Origin of the sequence: Hyphomonas sp., assembly GCF_013823385.1 — a bacterium.
Lineage (GTDB): Bacteria > Pseudomonadota > Alphaproteobacteria > Caulobacterales > Hyphomonadaceae > Hyphomonas.
Genome location: NZ_PNMA01000029.1, coordinates 21944 through 44157, shown reverse-complemented (window position 1 = coordinate 44157; position 22214 = coordinate 21944). Strand labels below are relative to the sequence as shown.

At 64.0% G+C, this 22214-nt stretch carries 26 protein-coding genes; 15 read left to right on the top strand and 11 right to left on the bottom strand.

The window, feature by feature from the left end; translation table 11 throughout:
* Nucleotides 1-13: 13 nt before the first annotated feature.
* Entirely contained in the window at nucleotides 14-652 is a 639-nt protein-coding gene (locus C0456_RS15350) for a helix-turn-helix domain-containing protein (RefSeq protein ID WP_291053893.1), read from the top strand.
* On the opposite strand, the gene C0456_RS15345 is transcribed toward C0456_RS15350, so the two are convergent.
* The 4 genes from C0456_RS15345 to C0456_RS15330 form a co-directional block, all read right to left on the bottom strand.
* Nucleotides 649-1308 carry a uracil-DNA glycosylase gene (locus C0456_RS15345; RefSeq protein WP_291053891.1) on the bottom strand — a complete coding sequence of 220 codons (660 nt, stop codon included), beginning with the start codon at nucleotides 1306-1308 and terminating at the stop codon, nucleotides 649-651. The two genes, C0456_RS15350 and C0456_RS15345, sit on opposite strands and share 4 nt — an antisense overlap.
* A 128-nt stretch (nucleotides 1309-1436) precedes the next feature.
* Nucleotides 1437-1781, bottom strand: a complete 345-nt coding sequence (locus C0456_RS15340) for an endonuclease domain-containing protein (RefSeq protein ID WP_291053889.1) — start codon at nucleotides 1779-1781, stop codon at nucleotides 1437-1439.
* 125 nt (nucleotides 1782-1906) lie between these two features.
* Nucleotides 1907-3829, bottom strand: a complete 1923-nt coding sequence (locus tag C0456_RS15335; protein WP_291053887.1) for a gamma-glutamyltransferase family protein — start codon at nucleotides 3827-3829, stop codon at nucleotides 1907-1909.
* Nucleotides 3826-4263 (bottom strand): TIGR02301 family protein, encoded by a 438-nt coding sequence (locus tag C0456_RS15330; protein WP_291053885.1) that lies wholly within the window; start codon nucleotides 4261-4263, stop codon nucleotides 3826-3828. Before C0456_RS15330 ends, C0456_RS15335 begins: the two co-directional genes overlap by 4 nt.
* On the opposite strand from C0456_RS15330, the gene C0456_RS15325 reads away from it, so the two are divergent.
* The 3 genes from C0456_RS15325 (at nucleotide 4243) to C0456_RS15315 (ending at nucleotide 7511) form a co-directional block, all read left to right on the top strand.
* Nucleotides 4243-5238 (top strand): NAD(P)-dependent oxidoreductase, encoded by a 996-nt coding sequence (locus C0456_RS15325; protein ID WP_291053883.1) that lies wholly within the window; start codon nucleotides 4243-4245, stop codon nucleotides 5236-5238. The genes C0456_RS15330 and C0456_RS15325 overlap by 21 nt on opposite strands.
* 25 nt (nucleotides 5239-5263) lie before the next feature.
* Nucleotides 5264-6442, top strand: coding sequence for a PQQ-dependent sugar dehydrogenase (locus tag C0456_RS15320; protein WP_291053882.1), 1179 nt, complete (start codon nucleotides 5264-5266; stop codon nucleotides 6440-6442).
* A gap of 64 nt (nucleotides 6443-6506) precedes the next feature.
* A complete protein-coding gene (locus C0456_RS15315; protein ID WP_291053880.1) occupies nucleotides 6507-7511 on the top strand; it encodes a magnesium transporter CorA family protein in 1005 nt (334 codons plus the stop codon).
* Nucleotides 7512-7571: 60 nt separating this feature from the next.
* On the opposite strand, the gene C0456_RS15310 is transcribed toward C0456_RS15315, so the two are convergent.
* Nucleotides 7572-8549: a nitronate monooxygenase gene (locus tag C0456_RS15310; RefSeq protein ID WP_291053878.1), complete on the bottom strand. Its 978-nt coding sequence runs from the start codon at nucleotides 8547-8549 to the stop codon at nucleotides 7572-7574.
* A gap of 216 nt (nucleotides 8550-8765) precedes the next feature.
* On the opposite strand from C0456_RS15310, the gene C0456_RS15305 reads away from it, so the two are divergent.
* Together C0456_RS15305 and C0456_RS15300 are read left to right on the top strand one after the other, a co-directional pair.
* On the top strand, nucleotides 8766-8990 hold the full coding sequence (locus tag C0456_RS15305) for a hypothetical protein (RefSeq protein ID WP_291053876.1): 225 nt from the start codon (nucleotides 8766-8768) through the stop codon (nucleotides 8988-8990).
* A gap of 163 nt (nucleotides 8991-9153) precedes the next feature.
* The gene (locus tag C0456_RS15300) at nucleotides 9154-9414 is read left to right on the top strand and encodes a hypothetical protein (protein WP_291053875.1); all 261 of its coding nucleotides are present in this window, start codon (nucleotides 9154-9156) and stop codon (nucleotides 9412-9414) included.
* Nucleotides 9415-9549: 135 nt separating this feature from the next.
* On the opposite strand, the gene C0456_RS15295 is transcribed toward C0456_RS15300, so the two are convergent.
* The 3 genes from C0456_RS15295 to C0456_RS15285 all read right to left on the bottom strand — a co-directional run bounded on the left by C0456_RS15295 (nucleotide 9550) and on the right by C0456_RS15285 (nucleotide 12190).
* Nucleotides 9550-10335 (bottom strand): SDR family oxidoreductase, encoded by a 786-nt coding sequence (locus C0456_RS15295; RefSeq protein ID WP_291053873.1) that lies wholly within the window; start codon nucleotides 10333-10335, stop codon nucleotides 9550-9552.
* 170 nt (nucleotides 10336-10505) lie between these two features.
* The gene (locus C0456_RS15290; protein ID WP_291053871.1) at nucleotides 10506-10943 is read right to left on the bottom strand and encodes an NUDIX hydrolase; all 438 of its coding nucleotides are present in this window, start codon (nucleotides 10941-10943) and stop codon (nucleotides 10506-10508) included.
* A complete protein-coding gene (locus C0456_RS15285) occupies nucleotides 10940-12190 on the bottom strand; it encodes a hypothetical protein (RefSeq protein ID WP_291053869.1) in 1251 nt (416 codons plus the stop codon). Before C0456_RS15285 ends, C0456_RS15290 begins: the two co-directional genes overlap by 4 nt.
* Before the next feature lie 85 nt (nucleotides 12191-12275).
* Between C0456_RS15285 and C0456_RS15280 the strand changes: the two genes are divergently transcribed.
* Both C0456_RS15280 and C0456_RS15275 read left to right on the top strand, forming a co-directional pair.
* On the top strand, nucleotides 12276-13283 hold the full coding sequence (locus tag C0456_RS15280) for a patatin-like phospholipase family protein (RefSeq protein ID WP_291053867.1): 1008 nt from the start codon (nucleotides 12276-12278) through the stop codon (nucleotides 13281-13283).
* A gap of 212 nt (nucleotides 13284-13495) precedes the next feature.
* On the top strand, nucleotides 13496-13909 hold the full coding sequence (locus tag C0456_RS15275; RefSeq protein WP_291053865.1) for a hypothetical protein: 414 nt from the start codon (nucleotides 13496-13498) through the stop codon (nucleotides 13907-13909).
* Nucleotides 13910-14053: 144 nt separating this feature from the next.
* On the opposite strand, the gene rsmD is transcribed toward C0456_RS15275, so the two are convergent.
* A complete protein-coding gene (gene rsmD / locus C0456_RS15270; protein ID WP_291053863.1) occupies nucleotides 14054-14614 on the bottom strand; it encodes a 16S rRNA (guanine(966)-N(2))-methyltransferase RsmD in 561 nt (186 codons plus the stop codon).
* A 98-nt stretch (nucleotides 14615-14712) separates the two neighbouring features.
* On the opposite strand from rsmD, the gene C0456_RS15265 reads away from it, so the two are divergent.
* The 6 genes from C0456_RS15265 to C0456_RS15240 all read left to right on the top strand — a co-directional run bounded on the left by C0456_RS15265 (nucleotide 14713) and on the right by C0456_RS15240 (nucleotide 18852).
* Nucleotides 14713-15210, top strand: a complete 498-nt coding sequence (locus C0456_RS15265; protein ID WP_291053861.1) for a hypothetical protein — start codon at nucleotides 14713-14715, stop codon at nucleotides 15208-15210.
* 72 nt (nucleotides 15211-15282) lie between these two features.
* A complete protein-coding gene (locus tag C0456_RS15260; RefSeq protein ID WP_291053859.1) occupies nucleotides 15283-15951 on the top strand; it encodes a crotonase/enoyl-CoA hydratase family protein in 669 nt (222 codons plus the stop codon).
* A gap of 61 nt (nucleotides 15952-16012) precedes the next feature.
* The gene (locus tag C0456_RS15255; RefSeq protein ID WP_291053857.1) at nucleotides 16013-16222 is read left to right on the top strand and encodes a type II toxin-antitoxin system VapB family antitoxin; all 210 of its coding nucleotides are present in this window, start codon (nucleotides 16013-16015) and stop codon (nucleotides 16220-16222) included.
* On the top strand, nucleotides 16219-16599 hold the full coding sequence (locus C0456_RS15250; protein WP_291053855.1) for a PIN domain-containing protein: 381 nt from the start codon (nucleotides 16219-16221) through the stop codon (nucleotides 16597-16599). The genes C0456_RS15255 and C0456_RS15250 overlap by 4 nt, the downstream gene beginning before the upstream one ends.
* Entirely contained in the window at nucleotides 16596-17048 is a 453-nt protein-coding gene (locus tag C0456_RS15245; protein ID WP_291053853.1) for a nucleoside deaminase, read from the top strand. The genes C0456_RS15250 and C0456_RS15245 overlap by 4 nt, the downstream gene beginning before the upstream one ends.
* Nucleotides 17049-17115: 67 nt before the next feature.
* The gene (locus C0456_RS15240) at nucleotides 17116-18852 is read left to right on the top strand and encodes a cation:proton antiporter (protein WP_291053850.1); all 1737 of its coding nucleotides are present in this window, start codon (nucleotides 17116-17118) and stop codon (nucleotides 18850-18852) included.
* Between the two features lie 22 nt (nucleotides 18853-18874).
* Here the strand turns inward: C0456_RS15240 and C0456_RS15235 are convergent, their stop codons facing one another.
* Nucleotides 18875-19768, bottom strand: a complete 894-nt coding sequence (locus C0456_RS15235) for a LysR family transcriptional regulator (protein ID WP_291053848.1) — start codon at nucleotides 19766-19768, stop codon at nucleotides 18875-18877.
* A 166-nt stretch (nucleotides 19769-19934) separates the two neighbouring features.
* Nucleotides 19935-20681 (bottom strand): TSUP family transporter, encoded by a 747-nt coding sequence (locus C0456_RS15230; protein ID WP_291053846.1) that lies wholly within the window; start codon nucleotides 20679-20681, stop codon nucleotides 19935-19937.
* Between the two features lie 130 nt (nucleotides 20682-20811).
* Here C0456_RS15230 and C0456_RS15225 point away from each other — a divergent pair, with 130 nt between their 5' ends.
* Nucleotides 20812-22113 (top strand): acyl-CoA dehydrogenase family protein, encoded by a 1302-nt coding sequence (locus tag C0456_RS15225; protein WP_291053844.1) that lies wholly within the window; start codon nucleotides 20812-20814, stop codon nucleotides 22111-22113.
* The last annotated feature ends 101 nt before the right edge of the window (nucleotides 22114-22214 follow it).

Here is a 22214-nt window from a genome sequence, read left to right as displayed (position 1 = left end):
GCAAGCTTGCCGTATGGTCCGCCTGCATGAAAAAGCCGAGAGTGAAGCTGTTGAGGCGCTGAAACGCGCGGCGATGAAGCTGTTTGCCGAGCGGGGGGTGGACGGGGTAACCGTGCGTGAGATTGCAGCGGCTGCCGGGCAGCGCAATCATGGGGCAGTGGGGTATCATTTCGGATCGAAGGCAGACCTTATCCGCACGCTGATCGTGGACGGGGCAAGGCTGATCAATGACCGGCGCAATGCGGCGCTGGAAGCGCTGGCGGCTTCGGACACGGCGCCTACGCTGGAGGACATTCTCGGCATCATTGTCTATCCGTCCGTAGACCTCACCCCGGAGGGGGAGGAGGAATGCTATAACCGGTTCATCGTGCTGTTCGCGATGACCCACCGGGCGCTGTTCATGGAGGCTCTCGGCGGGCAGTGGAATTCCGGCTTCAAACGCTGCCTGGATCTTCTGCGGGGGTTCATGGAGCATCTGCCGCGGGCCAAGCAGACCGAACGGATCGTGTTTCTGGAATCCTATCTGGGCTCTGTATTGGCGGCGCGGGAAGCGCGGCTCGCGGATACAAGCCGGTCGCACCCGACCTGGTCGCGGCCGGCGATGCTGCAGCATCTGGTGGGCACGATGGCGGCGATCGTGCGGGCGCCCTAGCCGGCGGCGCGGCGCGCCTCTGCAAAGACCGCTTCGAACATTTCGGCCGTCAGCCGGCCAGTGTTCGTGTTGTAGCGGGAGCAGTGATAGGAGGAGAGGAGGATGACGGGTTTGCCGTTTGCCGAGACTTCATATTTTGTTCCGTGGCCGAACGGATATTGGGCGACCTTGAGGCCAAGGGCGCGCAGGGTGGAATCATGGCTGATCTTGCCGAGGCAGAGGATGGCTTTGAGCTTTGGCAGGGAAGCGATGCGCGCTTCGAGGAAGGGCCGGCACTGGTTGATCTCGGCGCCGACGGGCTTGTTTTCCGGCGGTACGCAGCGCACGGCGTTGGTGATCATTGCGCCGGTGAGGACGAGGCCGTCATTCGGGTCGGCAGCGAAGGTGCCTTTGCTGAAACCGAACTTGTCGAGCGTGGCGTAGAGCAGGTCCCCCGCCCAATCGCCCGTGAACGGACGGCCGGTGCGGTTGGCGCCCGTGACGCCGGGGGCGAGGCCGACGATGAGAAGTTCTGCGCTATCGTTGCCGAAGCTGGGGACGGCGCCGTTGAACCAGGTGGGTTCCTTGGCGCGCACAGCCTCGCGGTACGCCACGAGGCGCGGGCAGAGGGGGCAGTCGCGGGGGGCTTCGGGGGCAGTGGGGGTGGTTTTCTTCATCTTGCGTCGCTTCTTAGCCCCTTCTCCCCTGGGGGAGAAGGGGTTAGGGATGAGGGGGTGGGGCAAAAGATGGAGTGGAGAGGTCGCCCCCCTCACCCCCAGCCCCTCTCCCCCAGGGGAGAGGGGAGTCAGAGGCCGAGTTTTTCCTGAACGAGGTGCATCAGATGGTCGGGGTATAGGGCGGCTTCAGAGGGGATGCGGAGGATAGTCCAGCCAAGACTTTCGAGCATCTGGTTACGTTTCTCATCGCGGTGTCGCGCTTCAGGCAGTTTGTGAATGCCGCCGTCGATTTCGATGACAAGGCTGGCGCGCGTGATCGCGAAATCGACAATCATGCCATTGATGGGATGCTGGCGGCGGACAGGGAAACCGTGATCGCGCAGGGTGCGGAGGGTTTGCCAGGCGATGTCTTCCGGCGCGTTGGCTAACTTGCGGAGGCGGCGGGCGTGCCGAATGGCAGGGTCGTCTGTCAAAGCCCCTTCTCTCCCTTGGGGAGAAGGGGTTGGGGATGAGGGGCGAGGCAGGGCGCAAAGTTTCGGGCGTCGTGAACCCTCACCCCCAACCCCCTCTCCCTTGAAAGGGCGAGGGGGCTTAGAGATCAATACCCATCCGCATTGCCGTCTTTGCGCATTTCGGTGGCGGCGATCCAGGCGCCGGATTGGAAGTCGCGCATGATGGCCTGGTAGCCGCCATAATTGGCTTCGCAGCAGGTGACTTCATAGCCGCGCTTTTCCAGCTCTGCGGCAGCAGAGGCGAGGCCGCGTTCGAGCATGACCTTGCCGGTGCCCACATTGCAATCCTCGCCGAGAGCGTTGGTGGGTTCGCAGCCGCCATCATGTTCCCAGCGCGCGGCGTCGCCGGCTTCCTGAAGGCCCATGCCGAAGTCCACGAGGTTGGTGATGATCTGCACATGGCCCTGCGGCTGGGTTGCCCCGCCCATCAGGCCGAAGCTGAGCCACGGCTCATACGGGCAGGCCATTTCGGGCGCGGTGGCGCGCACCTGACAGCCGGGCATATCTTTCCTGAAGGCGAAGGCCGGGATGATGGTGTGGAAGGGGCGTTTGCCGCCTTCAAAGACGTTGGGATGATCCGGGTCAAGACTGAAGAGTTCGCCCCGGTCCTGGAACATGAAGCCGAGACCATCGGCGACAAGACCAGAGCCCATGCCGCGATAATTTGACTGGATGAGGGAGACCATCATGCCGTTTTTGTCGGCAACGGTGAGGTAGGTGGTGTCGCCATCGCGCAGGGCGGCGTCGGTGATCTCCGTGCCCGGAGCAACCTCCGGCATGGCGCGGGCGGGGTCGATCAGTTCGGCGCGTTTGGCGTTATAGCCGGGGGCGACGAAGATCGACGGGTCGATGCCGGAATAGGCGGGGTCGGCGTAGCCGAGCGCCCGGTCTGCGAAGGCGAGGCGCTTGGCCTCGACCATGGCGGTGACGGCATCGGGCGAGCCGAAACCCATGGATTTGAGATCGAAGCGTTCGAGCATTTCCAGCATCTGGAGGGCAGCCACGCCCTGTGTATTCGGCCCGAGTTCGCAGACTTTCACTTCGCCGCGATATTCGATGCAGATCGGCTGGGTCCATTCGCCTTTATGTTCGGTGAAGTCGCTGAAATGGATCTTGCTGCCATGGCGGCGCAGATAGTTGGTCATCGTGCGGGCGGTCGCCCCGCTATAAAACTCACCGCGGCCGAGCGCGCCGATCCGCTCCAGCGTGTTTGCCAGGTCTGGATTGCGAAAGAGGGAACCGGCCACCGGGGCGGGGCTGAAATAGGTTTTCTTCGCGTTGTCATATTCTTCCAGTTCGCCGCGTTCATGGGCCGGTTCAAACCGCAGGGGGCCGCGCGACCAGTACCAGGCGATCATTTCGGGGATCGGGGCGCCTTCGCGCGCATAACGCACAGTTGGCGCGAGATTGTCTGCCATCGGACGCTTGCCGAATTTCTCATGCAGGGCAAACCAGCCATCGACCGTGCCCGGGACGGTGACGGTGATACTGCCGAAGGATGGGAGCGCCTTGCCCTCCTTGAACTGATCGGCCTTGGCCTGCGCGTCGGCGAGGGTGGCCGCCTTCGGGGACCGGCCCGAGCCATTATAGCCGTAGAGCTGCTGTGTTTCGGGATCCCAGACGATGGCATAGAGATCGCCGCCGATGCCGTTGCCGGTCGGCTCGACCAGGCCGAGCATGGCGTTGGCGGCGATGGCGGCGTCAACGGCCGAGCCGCCGGCCTTGAGCACGTCAAGCGCGGTCTGCGTGGCGAGGGGATGGGCGGTGGCGGCCGCGCCATTGGGGGCGACGACGGGCGAGCGGGTGGCGATGGGGCGGCCGCTTTCGGGGCGCTGGCCCATCTTGGGGAAGGCGGCGTTATCGAGCTTAGGCCCGGCATCGGGCGCGGGGGTGGCAGACGCGGTCACGGCGGCCGCCGCGCGGGCGGGTTCCGGCGTCTGGGCGCAGGCGGAAAGGGCAAGGGCGCAGGCCGCGCCGATCCACATGGCGGGCAACAGGGCGGGTTTCATTCGGCTCCTCCTCCGCCCCGGCGGGCGTCTTTCGGGAAATAATGGCTGGCGAGGCGCCCGGCGATCTGCTCGCCGGTGCGCGCATAGCGGGCTTCTGCCTCCACCGCACGGCCATCACAGATGCGGAACTGATCGCTGGTCTGGCTGTAGGTCTGGTTGAAGGCCGAAACGAGCGAGGAGCGCAGATTGCCGGGCTCGGGCGCTTCCACGGCCAGCAGATCGGCCATGTAGCGGCGCCAATACTGGTCTTCATTGCCATTGCAGAGCACGCGAATGGCATGGGCCCCGCCCAGAACGCCGGCCAGATCCGCCGCGTCGCGGAAATAATCAGGCCCGCGCACGGGCAGGTTTCCCTGCGGCAGGGCGGGCAGCGCGCTTGTGCTGGCGGCAAGGGCCAAGCTAAGCAGGCAGGCATGAAAACGCTTCTTCTTCATGCGCGGACTTTCGCGCGCATCGCGCCCCGGCTCAAGGGGCTGAACACTGCTCTGAACATCGTGACGGTGGACGACGCCCAGCGCTTCCATGATGCCTGGACGTCCACGGCGCTGGAGGGGATGCCGGAGGTGCATCTGGCGTTTGGCAATATTGATGCCTTCTATTCGCCGTCTGTGCGCGAATTCATGACGGCGATCCTGAAAAGCCCGGATTTTGACTGGTTCCAGTCGGCCGCTGCCGGCATCGAAAACCCGGCGCTGGTGGCCATCGGGCAGAAATCGCGGCGCTACACCACCAACCATACCCAGGCCGAAGCCATGGCCGAATGGGCAATCTGGCAGGCGCTGGACTTTTTCCGCGACGGGCCGGGCCACCGGGCAAATCAGGCGGAGGGAAAGTGGGAACGCATCCGCGTGCGGGAGATGAACGGCTCGCGCTGGCTGATCGTGGGCTATGGCTCGATCGGGCAGGCGGTGGGCAAGCGGGTAACGGCGCTGGGCGGGGTGGTGACGGGGATGCGGCGCACGCCGGGGCCGGCCGAGGGCGCCGCGCGGATTGCGCCGCCGGACACGCTGATGGCGGAATTGCCGGGGGCAGATGCCGTGCTGCTGTGCCCGCCGCACACGCCGGAGACCGAGGGCATGGCGAACGCGGCCTTCTTTGCGGCGATGAACCCCGATGCCCTGTTCCTCAATCTGGGGCGCGGCGCGCTGGTGGATGAGGCCGCGCTGATGGCGGCGCTGGACGCCGGGCGGCCCGCCTTTGCGGCCCTCGATGTGACCCAGACCGAGCCTCTGCCGGAAGAAAGCCCCCTCTGGCGGCATCACAAGGTCGTGATCACGCCGCATGACAGCTCCGATACGCCCGGAACCATTGCCCGGGGGGATGAGACTTTTCTTGCCAACCTGCGGCACTATCTGGACAATGAAACGTTGAAGCATCTTGTAGACCGGTCCGCCTTCATGGCCGGTTGATCCGGATACAGAGGAGTACCCCATAATGCGACATCTCAAGCTTGTTTCCGCCGCAGCCCTTGCGGCCGGCATGGCCCTTGCCGCCTGCGCGACGCCGGCTGAAAACTCAGCCGCCGGAGGGCAGGGCAGTTTCACCGTAACCGGCTCTGACCGGGTGAAGCTCACCGCAACCCCGCTGGAAACCTTTGATGCGCCCTGGGCGATGACATTTCTTCCCGATGGCCGCGCGCTGGTCACCGAGAAGGCAGGCACTTTCTGGCTGCTCAACGCCGATGGCACCAAGGCCGGCGAGATCACCGGCGGGCCGGAAGTGCAACCCTGGGGGCAAGGCGGGCTCGGCGATGTGATCCTTCATCCCGACTTTGCCAAGACAGGCGAAATCTATCTCTCCTATTCGGCGCGTGAGCCGCAGAATATGGAGGCATCGAATGCCGTGGTGGAACTGGCGAAGCTGAGCCTGACGGAGACGGGCGGGGCGCTCAGTGAACGGAAGATCATCTGGGAGCAGACGCCCAAGCATACCGGCAGCGGACATTATGGCCACCGCATGGTGGTCTCGCCCGACCGGCACCTCTTCATCACGTCGGGCGACCGCCAGCTGTTCACCCCGGCGCAGGACATGAACAGCAATATGGGCAAGATCGTCCGCCTCAATCTGGATGGCAGCGTGCCGGCGGATAACCCCTTCGCCGATCAGGGCGGGGTGGCCGCGCAGGTCTGGACGCTGGGACACCGCAACCCGCTGGGCATCGACTTTGACAATTCCGGCCGCCTCTGGGCGCAGGAAATGGGCCCGGCCCATGGCGACGAGCTGAACCTCATCATTCGCGGCGAGAATTACGGCTATCCGGAAGTTTCCAATGGCGATCATTATGATGGCCGCAAGATTCCCAATCATGACACACGGCCTGAATTTGCTGCGCCCGCCGCCTACTGGGTGCCGGCGATCAGCCCGGCGGGGCTCGTCATCTATTATGGCGGCATGTTTCCGGACTGGAACGGCAATGCCTTTATCGGCGGCCTTTCCTCCCAGGCGCTGATCCGCGTCAAGATCGATGAAGAAAGTGCCCGGGCCTCCGAAGGGGGGCGGTATAGCTGGAACAAGCGTATCCGCGAGGTCGAAGAAGGGCCGGACGGGGCGATCTATGTGCTGGAAGATGGCGACAATGGCCGTCTTATCCGCCTGACGCCTGCCAGCAACTAGCCGGGCAGTTGCCATTGCCCGCGACTTTGAGCAGACATGGGCGGACCAGTTCCGGGGGCCGCCCATGATCCGCACATTCACCAATACCGATGGCCGTTTCGTCCATTCCGGCGATACGCTCGAGCATCTGGACGGAGCCGTCTGGGTAGACATGCTGCGGCCCGACAGGGACGAAGAGACCGCTGTCGAACGCGCGCTGGGCATTGATGTGCCGACCATTGAGGAAATGAGCGAGATTGAGGTCTCCAGCCGTCTTTATACTGAAGATGGCGCCACCTTCATGACAGCCATGATGCTGTCCCACACAGATGCGGATAATGTGCTGCTCTCGCCGATCACCTTCATTCTGAAGGGGGAGCAGTTGATAACGGTGCGCTATGCAGAGCCGCGCTCCATCGATGCTTTCATTGTGCGTTGCCAGAAGAACGCGACCTATACTGCGGACGGTGTTGTGACTGGCCTGCTGGAGGGGCTGATCGAGCGGATAGGGGATGTGCTGGAGCGGACGGGGCATGAGCTTGATTCGCTTTCCGACAACATCTTCGCAATCAATGCGCCCAAGGTGATGGGGGGTGAGCCGGCGGAGACGAAGAAGCCCGCCAAGCCCAAGCCGCGAAACTATCAGGCCGTGCTCCAGCAGATCGGGCGCAAGGGAGACCTTCTCTCCAAGGCGCGCGAGAGCCTGATCTCGTTTCAGCGCCTTCTGACATTCGGGGTGGAAATCGCCGCGAGCCGCAAGCCGGGCAAGGAATATGAGGGCCGCATCCGCACGCTGTCGCGCGATGTGCAATCGCTGAGCGATCACACGACCTTCCTGACACAGAAGATCAATTTCCTGCTCGATGCCACGCTCGGCATGATCAATATCGAGCAGACCGGCATCATCAAGATTTTCTCGGTGGCGGCCGTCGTGTTCCTGCCGCCGACACTGATCGCGTCAATCTATGGCATGAACTTCGAATACATGCCGGAGCTTTCCTGGCCTTATGGCTATCCGATGGCGATTGGCCTGATGATCCTCTCGGCCATCGTGCCTTACCAGTTCTTCAAATGGCGCGGCTGGCTGTAGCCAAAAAAAGCGTGGGACAGGCTGGGCCTGCCCCACGCAATTCCGGTCTGGGCTGGCCTGTCAGGCCGTAACGCGCAGGGCTGCCATCCGCGTGATGGCGGCTTCGGCATCGCGCATGATGTCGGCGACGATTTCGGCGACGGGCTTCACTTCCTTCACGCCGCCGGCCGACTGGCCCATGGCGAAGCAGGACTTGTCCATCGAAAGCTTCGCTTCGTCCGTGATCCCACCAATGCCGCCGATGACGCCGGTCTGGGTCGAATGGATGGCCTGGAAGGGGAAGGGCTTGATATCTTGCGGGCGGCTTTCCCAGTCGTTGATGTAGTCATTGGTGCGGCAGCGCATTGGCTTGCCGGAGTAGCAGCGGGTGCGCGTCGTGTCGGTGTCCTCGGCGGAAACGACGGCCTGCTTGTACATGTTGGCGGCGTGGGCTTCGGCAGAGGCGATGAAGCGCGTGCCCATCCAGACGCCCTGGGCGCCGAGGGCGAGGGAGGCGGCGAGGCCCCGGCCATCATAGATGCCGCCAGCGGCGATGACGGGGATCTTCACCGCTTCAACGGCCTGGGCAACGAGCGGCATGGTGCCGACGAGGCCGGTATGGCCGCCGCCTTCGCCGCCCTGGAGAATCACGGCGTCGCAGCCGGCCTGCTCGGCCTTGATGGCATGCTTCACCGCGCCGCCGACAACCATGACCTTCAGGCCTGCCTTTTTCAGCCGGTCCATGATCGGCATGGGCACGCCGAGGCCGGCAATGAAGCTGTCGGCGCCGCCATTGATGATGACATCGACCGATTCTTCGAGGCTTTCCGGGCTGGCGGCCAGAAGGTCGACGCCGAAGGGCTTGTCGGTCAGCTGGCGCACCTTTTTCATCTGTCCGGCGATGAAATCCGGCGAGGTGCCGGCCATGCCGAGCACGCCATAGCCGCCCGCATTACACATCGCGGCGCAGACTTCCGCATAGGAAACCCCGCCCATGCCGGCGAGCATGATCGGATGCTGAACTTTTAGCAGATCAGTGAGGCGTGTCTTGATGGCCATCTTCTTTGTCCCTTTACCGGAGCGAATGCTTGGCTTCAGGGCTAAACTGCCGCCCCAGCGTCAACGCAAGAGCAGAAGCGAAGTGCCAATCTTGCCTTTTTTGCCGCCACTTTGCCGCAATCTGGCCGTGATCGGTCGCCAAAACTCTGGACGTTGGCCGGGTTGATCCGGGTAACGGGTGTCATCAGACAATAAACGTTAAGAGGGGAAGCTCTTATGAAGAAACTTTTCGCAGGTGTTGCCGCTGCAGCTTTCGTCGCCGGTGTGGCCTTTGCCGCCGAGCCGCCGGTTGAAGCAGAAGTCGCCGCTGAAGCCGCTGAAGTTGTCGTCGAAGCAGAAGTCGTTGCTGAAGAAGCCGCTGAAGAAGCTGAAGCCGCTGCCGAAGTGGCCGAAGAAGCTGCTGAAGTTGCTGAAGAAGCCGCTGACGAGACTGCTGAATAAGCAGGCATAAATTGCGATAATCGCCCCTTCCCGTAGCGGGAGGGGGCTTTTCTGTAACCAGCCCGCGAAAGGCTTTCCCTATCTGAAGAATGAACTTTCAGTAACGGGACAATGGTGCTAAAGCACCGGCCGTTCGCAAGAACACAACAGGGGTACTACCAACATGAAAAATCTGTTCCTGATCGGCGCTGCTGCGCTCGTTCTGGCCGCTTGCGGCGCCACCGAAGAAGCTGCTCCGGCAGCTGAGCCGGCGACCGTCGAAGAAGCTGCTGCTGAAGCTGGCGAAGCCACTGAAGAAGCAGTCGTCGAAGCATACGAAGCCACCGAAGAAGCTGCTGCTGACGCCGCTGCTGCTGTCGAAGGCGCTGCTGAAGAAGCTGCTGAAGCGACCGAAGAAGCTATCGAAGAAGTTGCTCCGCAGTAACCTGCGGGCCGGCTTGATCGGCTAAAAGACAAGGCCGCTTCCCATCGGGAGGCGGCCTTTTCTTTTGTGGTTAATTCCCATACGGACCGCTTTGCGGCGCGGGAGGGATGTGCCGTCCCGCGCCCTGGCAGAGCCTCAGAACTTTGCGTAGCCGCCGTCGATGACCAGCGTGTCGCCCGAATGGTATTTCGAGGCGTCCGAAGCCAGGTAAACCGCCATACCGCCGAAGTCTGCCGGTTCGCCCCAGCGGCGAATCGGGACGCGGGAGATGACCTTGGAGGTGAAGACTTCCTGGCCCTGGGCGCCTTCGGTCATGTCGGTGGCAATCCAGCCGGGGAGGATGGAATTGGCGCGGATTCCGTAGCGGCCATACTCGACGGCGCAGGCGTTCATCATGGCGATGAGGCCGCCCTTTGTGTGGGCGTAGGCCTGGTTGCGGCCAGCCCCTTCGATGCCGGCGAGGGAGGCGGTGCCGACGAGGCTGCCGCCAAGGTCGCCCTTCTTGGCGCGGGCGACCATCGACTTGGCCGCTTCGCGCAGGGTGAAGAAGGCGCCGACGGAATTGATGCGGGCGTTATATTCCCAGGTCTCCAGCGTCATGGTTTCAAAGGAGGCAGCGCCACGGCCGACGCCGGCATTCGCGATGCAGCAATCGATGCGGCCGAATTCTTCTTCGGCCTCTTTCATCGCCTTGATAACCTGAGCTTCTTCGCCAACATCGACGGCCCAGGCCTTGACCTTGCCGGTGCCGAGACCGGAGGCGGCTTTGACGGCGGCATCGTTGTCAGCCGTCTTGCGGCCCCAGATCACGACATCGGCGTTTGAGGCGGCGAGGGCCTCTACCATGCCGAGGCCAATGCCCTTGTTTCCGCCGGTGACGACGCAGACCTTGCCGCTCAAATCGAAGGGTTTGTAGACCATGAACCTGATTCCTCCCTGGTAATCTTCTGGATGACTGAAGCGTACAGACAGACCTGACGCAGGGGCGGGTCAAGAAAATAAATGGGGGATAAGGGCCGCAAAAAACTCCAACGATTCCTCCAAGCGATGGCCAAAAAACTCCAACGGCGCTGCAAGCGGCGGACGTTTTTTCAGAGGGCGGCGGCCATCGCGCGGGCCTTTTCGATCACCCGGCGGGTTTCCTCCCAGAGGGGCAGGGCGGCGAGACGCTCCGGCGAGATCCATTCGGCGTGGGCAGCATCATCCCCCGCGACGGGGTCGCCGGAAATCCAGACGGCGGCAAAATCGAACAGTACATAATGCCGCGCAACCTCGCCCGAGCGGCGGGAGGTGAAGATGGCATCGACCACATCAATGAGGCCGATGAGGCGGGCCTCCACGCCCGTTTCCTCTTTCAGCTCGCGCAGGGCGGCGGCCTCTGTGCGCTCGCCAAATTCGATGCGGCCACCAGGCAGCGACCAATCTCCGGCAAGCGGGGGCGTGCCGCGCCGGATGAGCAGCACGTCGTCTCCCCGGAAGCAGACGGTGCCGACGGCGGGGGTGGGGCGGCCGGGAAGCGGGGCGGTCATGGTTTCTCCAGAAGCGCGACGGCTTCGATATGGGCTGACCAGGGGAACTGGTCGATGGGATGAACGCGCAGGAGGCGGTAGCCGCCCTCCACCAGCGTGCGCAGGTCGCGCGCCAGCGTGGCCGGATCGCAGGAGACGTACGCCACGCGCGGCACGCTGGATTTTGCGATTTCGGCAGACTGGGCGGCAGCGCCTGCGCGGGCGGGGTCCAGCACGAGGGCGTCAAACCGGGCAAGCTCCGGCGCGGAAACGGGGTTGCGGAAGAGATCGCGCACTTCGGCAGTGACCGGATGCAGCCCCGGCGCGGCGCTGGCGGCGGCGCGCAGCGCCTCGATGGCGGCGCGCCCGCTTTCGGAAGCATAGACGGGCATATGCTCAGCCAGGCGCAGGGCAAATGTTCCGCAGCCGGAGAAAAGGTCTGCGCCACGCTTTGCGCCGCTGAGATGGGCCAGGACGAGACGGGCCATTTCCGCCTCTGCCTCGGCGCTGGCCTGAAGGAACCCGCCGGGGGGCGGCAGGAGGCTGGCGGTGCCCACCGGAAGGCGCGGGGCACGCTCTGTCAGCACATCTGCGCCTTCCAGCGAGACGCGGGCAAAGCCGGCCCGCAGGGCGGCGCTGCTTGCCTCGGCGCGGGCGAGGGGTTTGGCGTCTTTGGCAAGGCCGGTGATGTGCAGGTCGAGGCCTGTGGCGGTGTCAGTGACGAGGGCGCTCAATTCTTCCTTGCCGGTGAAGAGGGGGGCGAGGATGTCTTTCAGCTTCGGGATGGCCGAGACGATGGACGCGCGCAGGACAGGGCATTCTTCCAGCGCGATCAGGTCATGGCTTTTGCGGCCATGGAAACCGATGGTGATCGCCTTGCCGGATTTGCGGGCGGCAAAGGCGGCGCGGCGGCGGGAGGCGGGCGGGGTGACCCATGTGTCTGCCACCTCTGCCTCCAGCCCGCGAGCCTTCAGGGAACGGATGATCAGATCCCGCTTGAAGGCGGCATAGGGCGCCGGCGCCATATGTTGCAGCGTGCAGCCGCCGCAGCGGGTGAAGTGCCGGCAGGCCGGCGCGATCCGCTCCGGCGAGGGGGTGAGGACGCGTTCCAGCTTCAGCCGGTCGCCTTCGCCGCTGACCTCCACACGCTCTCCGGGCAGGGTGAAGGGCACCGATACCCAGCGGTCATTTTCCCGCGCGCGGCCATCACCCTGGGCGCCGACATGATCGATGGTCAGCGTGCGGGTGGGGGCGGGGCTGGCGGGCATCCGGATTCCTGGAAGGCGTTGGGGGGTAGCGATTGTTGGTTTCCTCCGTTAGCAGGGAGGAGGCGCAGCCGGAAGGAGCCGGAACATGGCAAAGGCCAATGGCAACGGGAAAGCGCGGCCGATCAGCCTGGCCCTGCAGGGTGGCGGCGCGCACGGCGCCTATACCTGGGGCATTCTGGACCGGCTGAGCGAGGAGGAGTCGCTGGCCATCGAGGCGATTTCGGCGACCTCTGCCGGGGCGATCAATGCGGTGGCCTATGCGGCGGGGCTGGCGGCGGGCGGGCCGGAAGGCGCGCGGGCGTCTCTGGAGCAGATGTGGCGGGCGGTGGCCGATGCCGGGGCGGGCATGAATGTGTTCGGCGCGGCGGGTTTCCAGATGGCGAGCGCCTGGCAGAACTTTGCGAGCCCTTACGACTTCAACCCCTTCAACTTCAATCCGCTGCGCCGGGTTGTGGAGCGGCAGGTGAATTTCGACGCGGTGCATGCCTCTGGCCTCAAGCTTTTCCTTTCGGCGACGAATGTGGAGACGGGGAAGGTGCGCGTCTTTTCCAAGGACGAGATTACCGCAGACGCCGTTCTGGCCTCAGCCTGCCTGCCGCAGACCTTCCAGGCGGTAGAGATTGGCGAGGAAGCCTTCTGGGATGGCGGCTATATGGGAAACCCGAGCCTTTTTCCGCTGATCTATTCGGGCGCGCCGCAGGATGTGCTCCTTGTACTGCTGAATCCGCTGGTGCGGCCGGGGGTTCCCAGGCGCGCGGCGGAGATCAATGAGCGGCTGAACGAGATCAGCTTCAATGCCTCCCTCATCGGCGAGCTGCGCGCGATTGCCTTCGTGCAGCGGCTGATCGATGACGGGATGCTGAAAGAGCCGGTGCTGAAGAAATACCGTAGGCTGAACGTTCACGCCATTCGCGGCGGGCAGGATCTGCTCGGCTATGGGATGGCGACGAAGTATGACGCGCGCTGGCGCTTCCTGCTGGAGCTGCGCGAGAAGGGCCGGGCGGCGGCCGGCCACTGGCTCTCCGGCTGCGCCCAGCATGTGGGGACGAAGACGTCGAGCTTTGATATCCGGAAGGAGTTTCTGGAGGGGTGAGGCGGACAAGGCATCGCATTGCGATGCCCCGCCGAACGCGGCGAAGCGGACGGAGGGGGCAGCGGCGGCGCACCTGGCTCCCCCCTCCGTCCGCTTCGCGTCCACCTCCCCCGTAAACGGGGGAGGAGAAGGGCGTGCGGGCGGCGAGGGCTGAATATGCGGCTTGGCCGCCTTGGGGTTTCGGGTAGAGTTGGCGCGGAAAGGATACGTCCATGCAGCGTTTTCTAATGTCTCTTCTTTTGGGCGGGCTGATTGCGGGCAGCGCGCTGGGTGATCCCAAGGCGACGGGCAATGAGCCGCTGACGGCGGAGGTGATGCGGGCAGAGCTGTTCGGTATACAGATGTCTGGCATCGTGGTGCAGACCGGGCAGCGCTGGAGCGAATGTATCGAGCCGGGCGGGCGGACGCTGTATGAGTTTGAGGGCTACCGGTCTGAAGGCGTTCTGGAGGTGACCGACAAGGCGGAGGCCTGCTTCACCTATCCGGGATCGGGCACCTCCTGTTTTCGCGGCCAGCGCGCGCCGAAGGGCTATATGTTCCGGCCGGTGGGCGGCGGGGCGACGTTCCATGCCAACAAGATCGAACGCGGCGTGAAGAAGTGCATCACGAGTGATCTGGTGGGCTAGGCTCTCAGGCTAAAGGGTCTGAGGCAGTCCGGACTCATCCTGAGCGAAGTCGAAGGATGGGCCACACAGAGCAGCGCTTACCCCGGCTCGTCCTTCGACTTCGCTCAGGATGAGCCGTCCGAAATGCCTATTCGGATTGCCGGGCTAGCCCCGCCTTAGAAACTGCACGCGGGCGGCGCCGAAGTCGCGCGTGTCGATGACTTCCCAGCCGGGGAACATCAGGGCTTCATCCGAGCCGGTTTCGACCATGGCGATGGCGTCCTCGCTGAGCCAGGCGCCCTTGATCAGGCAGTCGAGTGCGGGGGCGACGAGGCCCTTGTGATAGGGCGGGTCGAGGAAGGCGATGTTGAATGGACTGCCGACGCCGGCGGGCTTTTCGCCAAGGTCTGTGGCCGAGCGGCGGTGCAGGCGGGTGTTTCCGAAAAGGCCGAGGGCCTCGATATTGTCGCGGATGGCGCCGCGCGCGCCGTGATCGGTTTCGACGAACAGGCAGAAGGCCGCGCCCCGGCTCATCGCCTCCAGGCCGAGCGCGCCGGAGCCGGCGAAGAGGTCGATCACGCGGGCGCCTTCGAGGGGCGGGGCCCATGCGGCGTGGGCAAGGATGTTGAAGATGCTTTCGCGCGTCCGGTCGCTGGTCGGGCGCGTGGTCATGCCCTTGGGGGCGGAGAGGCTGCGGCCCTTGTGCTGTCCGGCGATGATGCGCATGGTTGGGGCACATATTCGAGGTGGCGGGGAATTGGAAGGGGATGGGAGAGTTTCCCAGCGTTGAGCAGCGGTTGCTTCATTCCGGAGTTCCGCCGGAGATGTCCGCTGTGATCGCGGAGGAGGTGCCGCGCTCTAAGGATGCGTTTAATGCCTCGTATGGCCAGTTTTTTATCGGCTTGGCGATTGGCATTGCACTGGCAGCGCTTACGATGCCTTTTGTTTATCTTGCTGCCTTGTGGCTTTGGGGAGGAGTTCGGCCATGTGGCGCCGGATTTCTTAGATCGGCACATGGCGTGGCCCTTTTACAGTTTTATCCGGCCACGTTTTTCGCTCATCTCATCGTTCACTTATGGTTGCGAACCGCACATCATAAAGCCCGGATGCAGTTTGCGGCGGTACATCTGTTGCGACTCTATTTTATAGGTGCCGGTAGAGAGAGTATGCGGCCGCTTATCGCAAAGCGTCCTGAGTGTGCCACCGCAGAGGGGTACTTCAGATACATCTGGCGCTGGTGGTTCGTTAGAGGGCTTGGCATGACGATTACCGCCCAAGCGTTCATACTTGCCGTGCTGTTTATAACTCCGCTCACCTGCTGACCCAACGCGAAGGCTTGATTTCTACTCTGACTAGAGTTTTATCTAAGATTCAACCAGGGAGATGTGCCGCCGATGACCGCCAGCGTGAAAATCGAGAATGAAATTGCCGTGGTGACGATGGATGATGGCAAGGCAAACGCCATCAGCCTGACCATGCTGGACGCGGTCAATGCGGCGCTGGATGAGGCGGAGACAGCGGCGAAGGTGATCGTGCTGGCCGGGCGGCCGGAGCGGTTTTCGGCGGGTTTTGACCTGAAGTTTCTCGCGTCTTCGGAGCCTGAGCAGGTGCGCGAGCTGGTGATGGGCGGGGGCAGGCTCGCCTTCCGGCTGTTTACCTCGGACAAGCCCGTCGTCATTGCGTGTACGGGCCATGCGATTGCGATGGGCGCGTTCCTGCTGCTGGGCGGAGACAGCCGGATCGCGGCCCGCGGCGCCTACAAGATCGGCGCGAACGAGACGGTGAACGGCATGACGCTGCCGGGCTTCGGCGTGGAACTGCCACGGGCGGGGCTCAACCCGATGTATCTGACGCAGGCGCTGGCGCAGGCAAAGCTCTACACGCCGGATGAGGCGCTGCCGGTGGGCTGGGTGGACCAGGTGGTGGCGCCGGGCGAGGTGATGGGCGCGGCGATGGCGGAGGCCGAGCGCCTGCTGCCGATCGCGAACTATGCCTACGGGCGGAACAAGAGGTATGCCCGCCAACCGGCGATCGACCTGATTGCGCCGACGCTGGAGGGGTAGGGCAGCGCTGGCATTGAGCATCATTTGATGCTAATAATGATGCTGACTGGAGGAGCCTGCCATGCGGACCACCCTGAATCTGGATGATGAGCTGATGGCGAAAGCCGCAGAGCTGACCGGCATTGAGGAAAAGCCTGCGCTGATCCGCGAGGCGCTCAAGGCGTTGATTGCGCGTGAAGCGGCGCGGCGTCTGGCGCTCCTGGCGGGCACCGAGCCCAATCTCAGGGCGCCGCCGCGGCGGCGGTTCCCGGCCGACGACACGGACGAATGATCCTGTTCGATACCTCTGCCTGGGTGGATCATTTCGGACCAGCCTCCTACACGCTGACGCCGTGGCTGCGGGCCGGGCAAGTGTTGATGCACCCGTTTGTGCTGGGCGAAATTGCGCTTGGATCGCTGACCCGGCGCGAACAGACGTTGAGGGACCTTGCTCTGTTGCCACAGGCTACACAGGCTTCGGATGAAGAAGTCTTGTCGCTGATTGAAGCGCGCGGGCTGTTTTCAAGGGGGATCGGACTTGTTGATGCCCATCTGCTCGCCTCTGTTCTTATCATGCCGGGGACGCAGCTTGGCACATTCGACAAACGCCTCGCCCGTATTGCCAGCGAACTGGAGGCGGGCGGTTTGGCCAATGAGGTAATGCAATGACCCTTGCGATGACCCGCGCGATGGAACTGGCGCGCATGGCGGCGGCGGCCGGCGAGGTTCCGGTGGGCGCCGTGGTGGTGGATCCGGAAACGGGCGCGATTGTGGGCGAGGGGTATAACCGCCCGGTCGGCAGCCATGACCCGAGCGCGCATGCCGAGATCGTGGCGATCCGCGCGGCGGCGCAGAAGCTCGGCAATTACCGGCTGCCGGGGCTCGATCTTTATGTGACGCTGGAGCCGTGCGCGATGTGTGCCGGGGCGATCAGCTTTGCGCGGATCGGGCGGCTGGTGTTTGCGGCCGCCGACATCAAGGGCGGGGCTGTGATGAGCGGGCCGCGTTTCTTCGAGCAGCCGACCTGTCACTGGCGGCCAGACTGGCGGCAGGACCCGCTGCACGAAGCCGAAGCGGCGGACCTGCTGCGTGACTTCTTCCGGCAGCGCCGGGGCTGACAAAGCCTGCGGCTCACAGCAAAGCTAAAGGCACGCGAGAGCCGGCGAAAACAGGGACTGACTGCTGATGGAACACGCTGCGCATGGGCCGAGCCCGACACTGATCAAGGATATGCTCGTCTTCCTTATCGCGGCGGGCATGCTTGTCCCGGCGATGCGCTGGCTGAAAATTCCCACCGTGATCGCCTTCATGCTGGCCGGTGTGGCGCTCGGGCCGTTTGCGCTGGGGCATTTTGCCGAAGAATTCCCGATCCTCACCTTCTTCTCGATCACGGAGCCTGAGGCGGCGCTTCCCTTTGCCGAACTCGGGGTTCTGTTCCTTCTGTTTCTTCTGGGGGTGGAGTTCTCGTTCCAGCGGCTGTGGGCCTTGCGCAAGGTGGTGCTGGGGGCCGGCGGCACGCAGACCCTGCTCAGCGCGGCCGCAATCGCCGCTGCGGGCTGGGCCCTGGGGCTGGACCTGGCGATTGCCATGATTCTGGGGCTTGCCTTTGCCCTCTCCTCGACGGCCATCGTGATGCAGCTGATGGTGGAGCAGAAGCGCGCGGCCCAGCCGGTCGGGCGAACGTCGCTGGGGGTCCTGCTTTTCCAGGATGTCATGGTGGCGCCGATCCTGATCTTCGTCGGCTTTGTCGCGATGAAGAGCGGCGCCAATCTGGGCGGCGTGCTGCTGGACGCGCTTGTCCGGGGACTGATTGCCATCGCCGTGATCTGGGTGCTGGGGCAGTTCGTGCTGGGCCGGGTTTTCCGCTTTGCCGCCTCCATTGGTGGGCGCGACTTCCTGATGGCGCTGACGCTGCTGACGGTTGTCGGCGCTGCCGCGATTACATACGGCGCCGGACTGTCGGTGGCGCTGGGCGCTTTCCTCGCCGGTCTGCTGGTGGGCGAGACAGAATTCAAGCACCAGACAGAGGTGGACCTCGAGCCGTTCAAGGGGCTGCTGCTCGGCATATTCTTCATGACGGTGGGGATGGGGCTCGACCTGCCGGCCATCAGCCAGCAGCTTGGCATGATCCTCGCGGTCCTTGCCGGGCTGATTGTCCTGAAGGTTGCGATTGCCTATCTGGCGTGCCGCCTTTTTGCCGGGGGGCACAAGGTTTCGATCGAGACCGCCTTGCTGCTGGCCCCGGCGGGGGAGTTTGCCTTCATCATTCTGACGGCGGCCCAGTCGGGCAACGCCATTCCGGCCGAAACGGCGACGTTTGCCGCTGCCGTTGCCGGCCTGTCGATGCTGCTGACCCCGCTGCTCGGCCAGCTCGGCCGCAGGCTGGCGGTGCGGGCGGCTGAGCCGGTGGATGCCGAGGGCATGGAACTGACCGATCCTTCGGAGATGGAAAACCATGTCGTGCTGGCCGGCTATGGCCGGGTCGGGCACGCGGTGGCGCGCATTCTGGCAAACGAGGAGGTGGAGCTTCTGGTGCTCGACCGGGATCCGGAGAAGGTACACAAGGCGCGGGAAGATGGGCTGACTGCCTATGTGGGCGACGCGGCCCGGACGGAGATCCTTCAGCTGACCGGGCTGGAAAAGGCGGTTCAGTTCATCGTGACCGTGGACGACGCCATCCGCGCGCGCGACATGGTGCGCTGCGCGCGCGCCCTGCACGGAGAGATCGAGATATTTGCCCGGGCCCATGACGGCAGCCATGCGGCCACGCTGATCAATGCCGGCGCCGGACATGTTGTGCCCGAAGCGATTGAATCCGGCCTGCAGATGGCCGGCATGTCTCTGGAAAGCTTCGGCTATGATACTGAAACGGTGAGAGACCTTCTGGCGCGGGTGCGCGATGAGGAATACCGCCGGGCCTGATCCGTATCCGGAAGAATGCCGTTCAGAGCGTGACGGAAACGTCCCGGATGAGGCCGCGCAGCCAGGTGAGGGCCGGGTCCTGGGCAAATTCGCGGTGCCAGTAGAGCATCGAGCCGGGGGAGTGGAACTCGAAAGGCAGGTCCAGCGTGGCAAGGCCTGACCCGGCCGCCACCGGCTTTGGCGCAGCGAGGGCAAGACGGGTGCAGCGGACGATCTCCAGAGCGGGCTGGTAATGCGGCAGGCGGTGGACGGGCGTGATCCGGTGGCCCATGGAACGGGCCATTTCCTCGATCAGGCTGCGCCCCTCGCGGCGGCTGGAGACGGCGATATGGCGCATGCTGAAGAAGTCTTCGGCGGTCAGCGGCGCCTGGGCCAGAGGATGATCGGCGGCCAGCACGCAGGTATAGTCGGTTGAGGAGAGCAGCGCGCGCTCAAGGTCTGCGCCGCGCAGGTCCTGTATGTCGATGGCCAGGTCCAGCCGTCCGGAGGCCAGCTCGCTGGCAATGGCCGAGCGGTGAAGCTGGCTCCAGGCGATGCGGATGCCCGGCGCCTGGGCTTCCAGCCGGCGGGCGATGGGCGGTGCGAAGATCAGCGCGCTGGCGTCCCGGCAGGAGATGTTGAAGACGCGGGTGGAGCGCGAGGGCTCGAACACCGAGCGCGGCTCAAGACCGTTGCGCAGCTTGTCGAGCGCTTCGCGGACGGCCGGCATCAGGGCTTCGGTCATCGCCGTCGGCTTCACGCCCCGGCCTTCACGCACGAAGAGGGGATCTTCAAAATGCAGGCGCAGGCGGGAGAGCGCATTGCTGACGGCCGGCTGGGTGATGTGGAGCATCTCGCTGGCCCGCGTCAGGCTGCGTTCGGCGTAGATCGCCTCCAGGACGGGGAGGAGATTGAGATCAAGGGCGCGAAGGTTCATGGCAGGCCTGTGGGAGGAACAGGGATAGTTATCACGGTGAGTGATGATATTGTTTCATAAAATAAAGTAGCCGAATAGTCTTGCGGGGCGCATAGTTGAGATTGTGATGTGGATGTCCCTGCCTGAATGCCCCGGAAAGCTGCCGGACGGCGCTGATATGGCTGGCTTAGAGCCAGCCGGCGGCGCGCGTCAGCATGAAGAGGCCCACAGCCGTGACCAGCAGGCGCATCCAGCGGCGGAAGTTGAGGTCCGTCATTCTTTCCAGCAGCTTGCCGCCCAGCGTCGTGCCCAGCATGGAGAGCGGCACGGCCACCGCAAAGAACCAGAGCGGGGGCAGGGAACTCACCGTTTCCGCCGCCCAGAGGGCCGAGCCCCAGAAGGCCACCTTCACCAGATGGGCAAACACCTGCGTGATCGCCTTGGTGGCGACCACGGCGCGCCGGTCCATCACGGTGCGGGCGAAGAAGATGTCGAGCAGCGGGCCGGTCACGCCGGCGAGCGTGTTCATGCCCTGCAGGAGGAAGCCGGCAGCTTCCGCCTGACCCCGGCGCTGCACGTCGATGTCGATCAGGTTCTTGGGAATCCAGACGGTGAAGGCTGCCGCTGCCAGCAGCAGATAGACGGCAGTGGCTTCCGGGCGCCAGGAAATGGCGAACAGAAGCAGGATCGCCGCAACCGAGCCGAGCGCGTAACGGCGGAAGATCGCCCAGTCGATATATTTGCGCCAGAGGATCGCGCGGTAGCCATTGGACACCATCTGCACCGTGCCGTGCACGACCATGGCGGTCGCCACCGGCACCATCGCAGTCAGCACGGCCATCAGGATCAGGCCGCCGGCCATGCCAAAGATGCCCGAGATGAAAGACGTGATCAGTACGGTGATCAGCAGGACAAGGGCGGCGGCTGGGCTCATGCCTGGCGCCTTAGCGCATTTCTCCCCGCCTCACGAGGGGGCGAAAGAATTTGCACGCGCCCCCTCATCTCAGCTACCCTGATGTCAGGGAATAGAAACAAACACACCCATCCAGAGAGGAAACACAGCCATGGCTGATACCCAACGCACCCCCGATGCTCTTGAAGAGCTCAATGACCTGCGCATGTCCGAAAGCGCCCGCCCGCTTTACGAGCATGTGAAGCGCTTCATCGCCGAAACCGTCGAGCCGATGTATGAGGAATTCGAGCGTCTCGGCGAAGGCAAGAAGGACATCTGGTCCTATGCGCCCGGCCAGCTCGAAGCCCTGGAAAAAGCCAAGGATGAAGCCAAGAAGCAGGGCCTCTGGAACTTCTTCCTGCCGGACGCCGAAACCGGCGAAGGCCTGAAAAACCTCGACTATGCCTATATCGCCGCTGAGCTTGGCAAATGCCCGCTGGCGTCCGAATCCATGAACTGCTCGGCGCCCGACACCGGCAATATGGAAGTGCTTGAGCGCGTGGGCACCCCCGCCCAGAAGGAACAGTGGCTGACGCCGCTGCTGGAAGGCAAGATCCGCTCGGCCTATGTGATGACCGAGCCGGGCATGGCCTCTTCGGATGCCAAGAACGTTTCGATGAGCGCCGTGCTTGAGGGCGATGAGTGGGTTCTCAATGGCGAGAAATACTACATCTCCGGCGCCGGCGATCCGCGCTGCAAGATCATGATCTGCATGGTGAAAACCAATAACGGCCCGGATGTGAACCGTCAGCAGTCTCAGATCCTCGTGCCGCTGCCGCATCCGGGTGTCACCATCGTTGGCCCGATGCACGTGTTTGGCGACCCCGACGCGCCCCATGGCCACATGCACCTGCGCTTCGAAAACGTCCGCGTACCGAAGGAAAACATGCTGCTCGGCGAAGGCCGCGGCTTCGAGATTTCGCAGCTGCGCCTCGGCCCCGGCCGTATCCACCACTGCATGCGTTCGCTCGGCGCGGCTGAGAAAGCGCTCGACCTGATGTGCATTCGCGGCCTCTCGCGTGAGGCGTTCGGCAAGCAGCTGATCAAGCTCGGCGGCAATACCGAGATCGTCAGCCGGGCCCGTATCGAGATCGAAGCGATGCGCCTGATGGTGCTGAAAGCCGCCAAGGCGATGGATGTGCTGGGCAACAAGGAAGCCCGCGTCTGGATTTCGATGGTGAAGGCCATGGTGCCCGAGCGCGTCTGCCAGATCATCGACCAGGCGATCCAGATCCACGGCGCCACCGGCGTCTCCCAATGGACCCCGCTTGCCCGCATGTATGCCAACCAGCGCACCCTGCGCCTGGCAGACGGCCCGGACGAAGTCCACCACATGGTCGTCGGCCGCCACGAGCTGCGCAAGTATGAAGGCGGCGTGGAAGACCCCGCACTGGCTGCGATCTGGCGGAAGTAATCTTCCGAACATACTGAAAAGAGACGGGCGCCTTCGGGCGCCCGTTTTGTTTTTGGGGCAGATGAGCGTTTGGGGCGCCCCCCTCCGCCCTTCGGGCACCT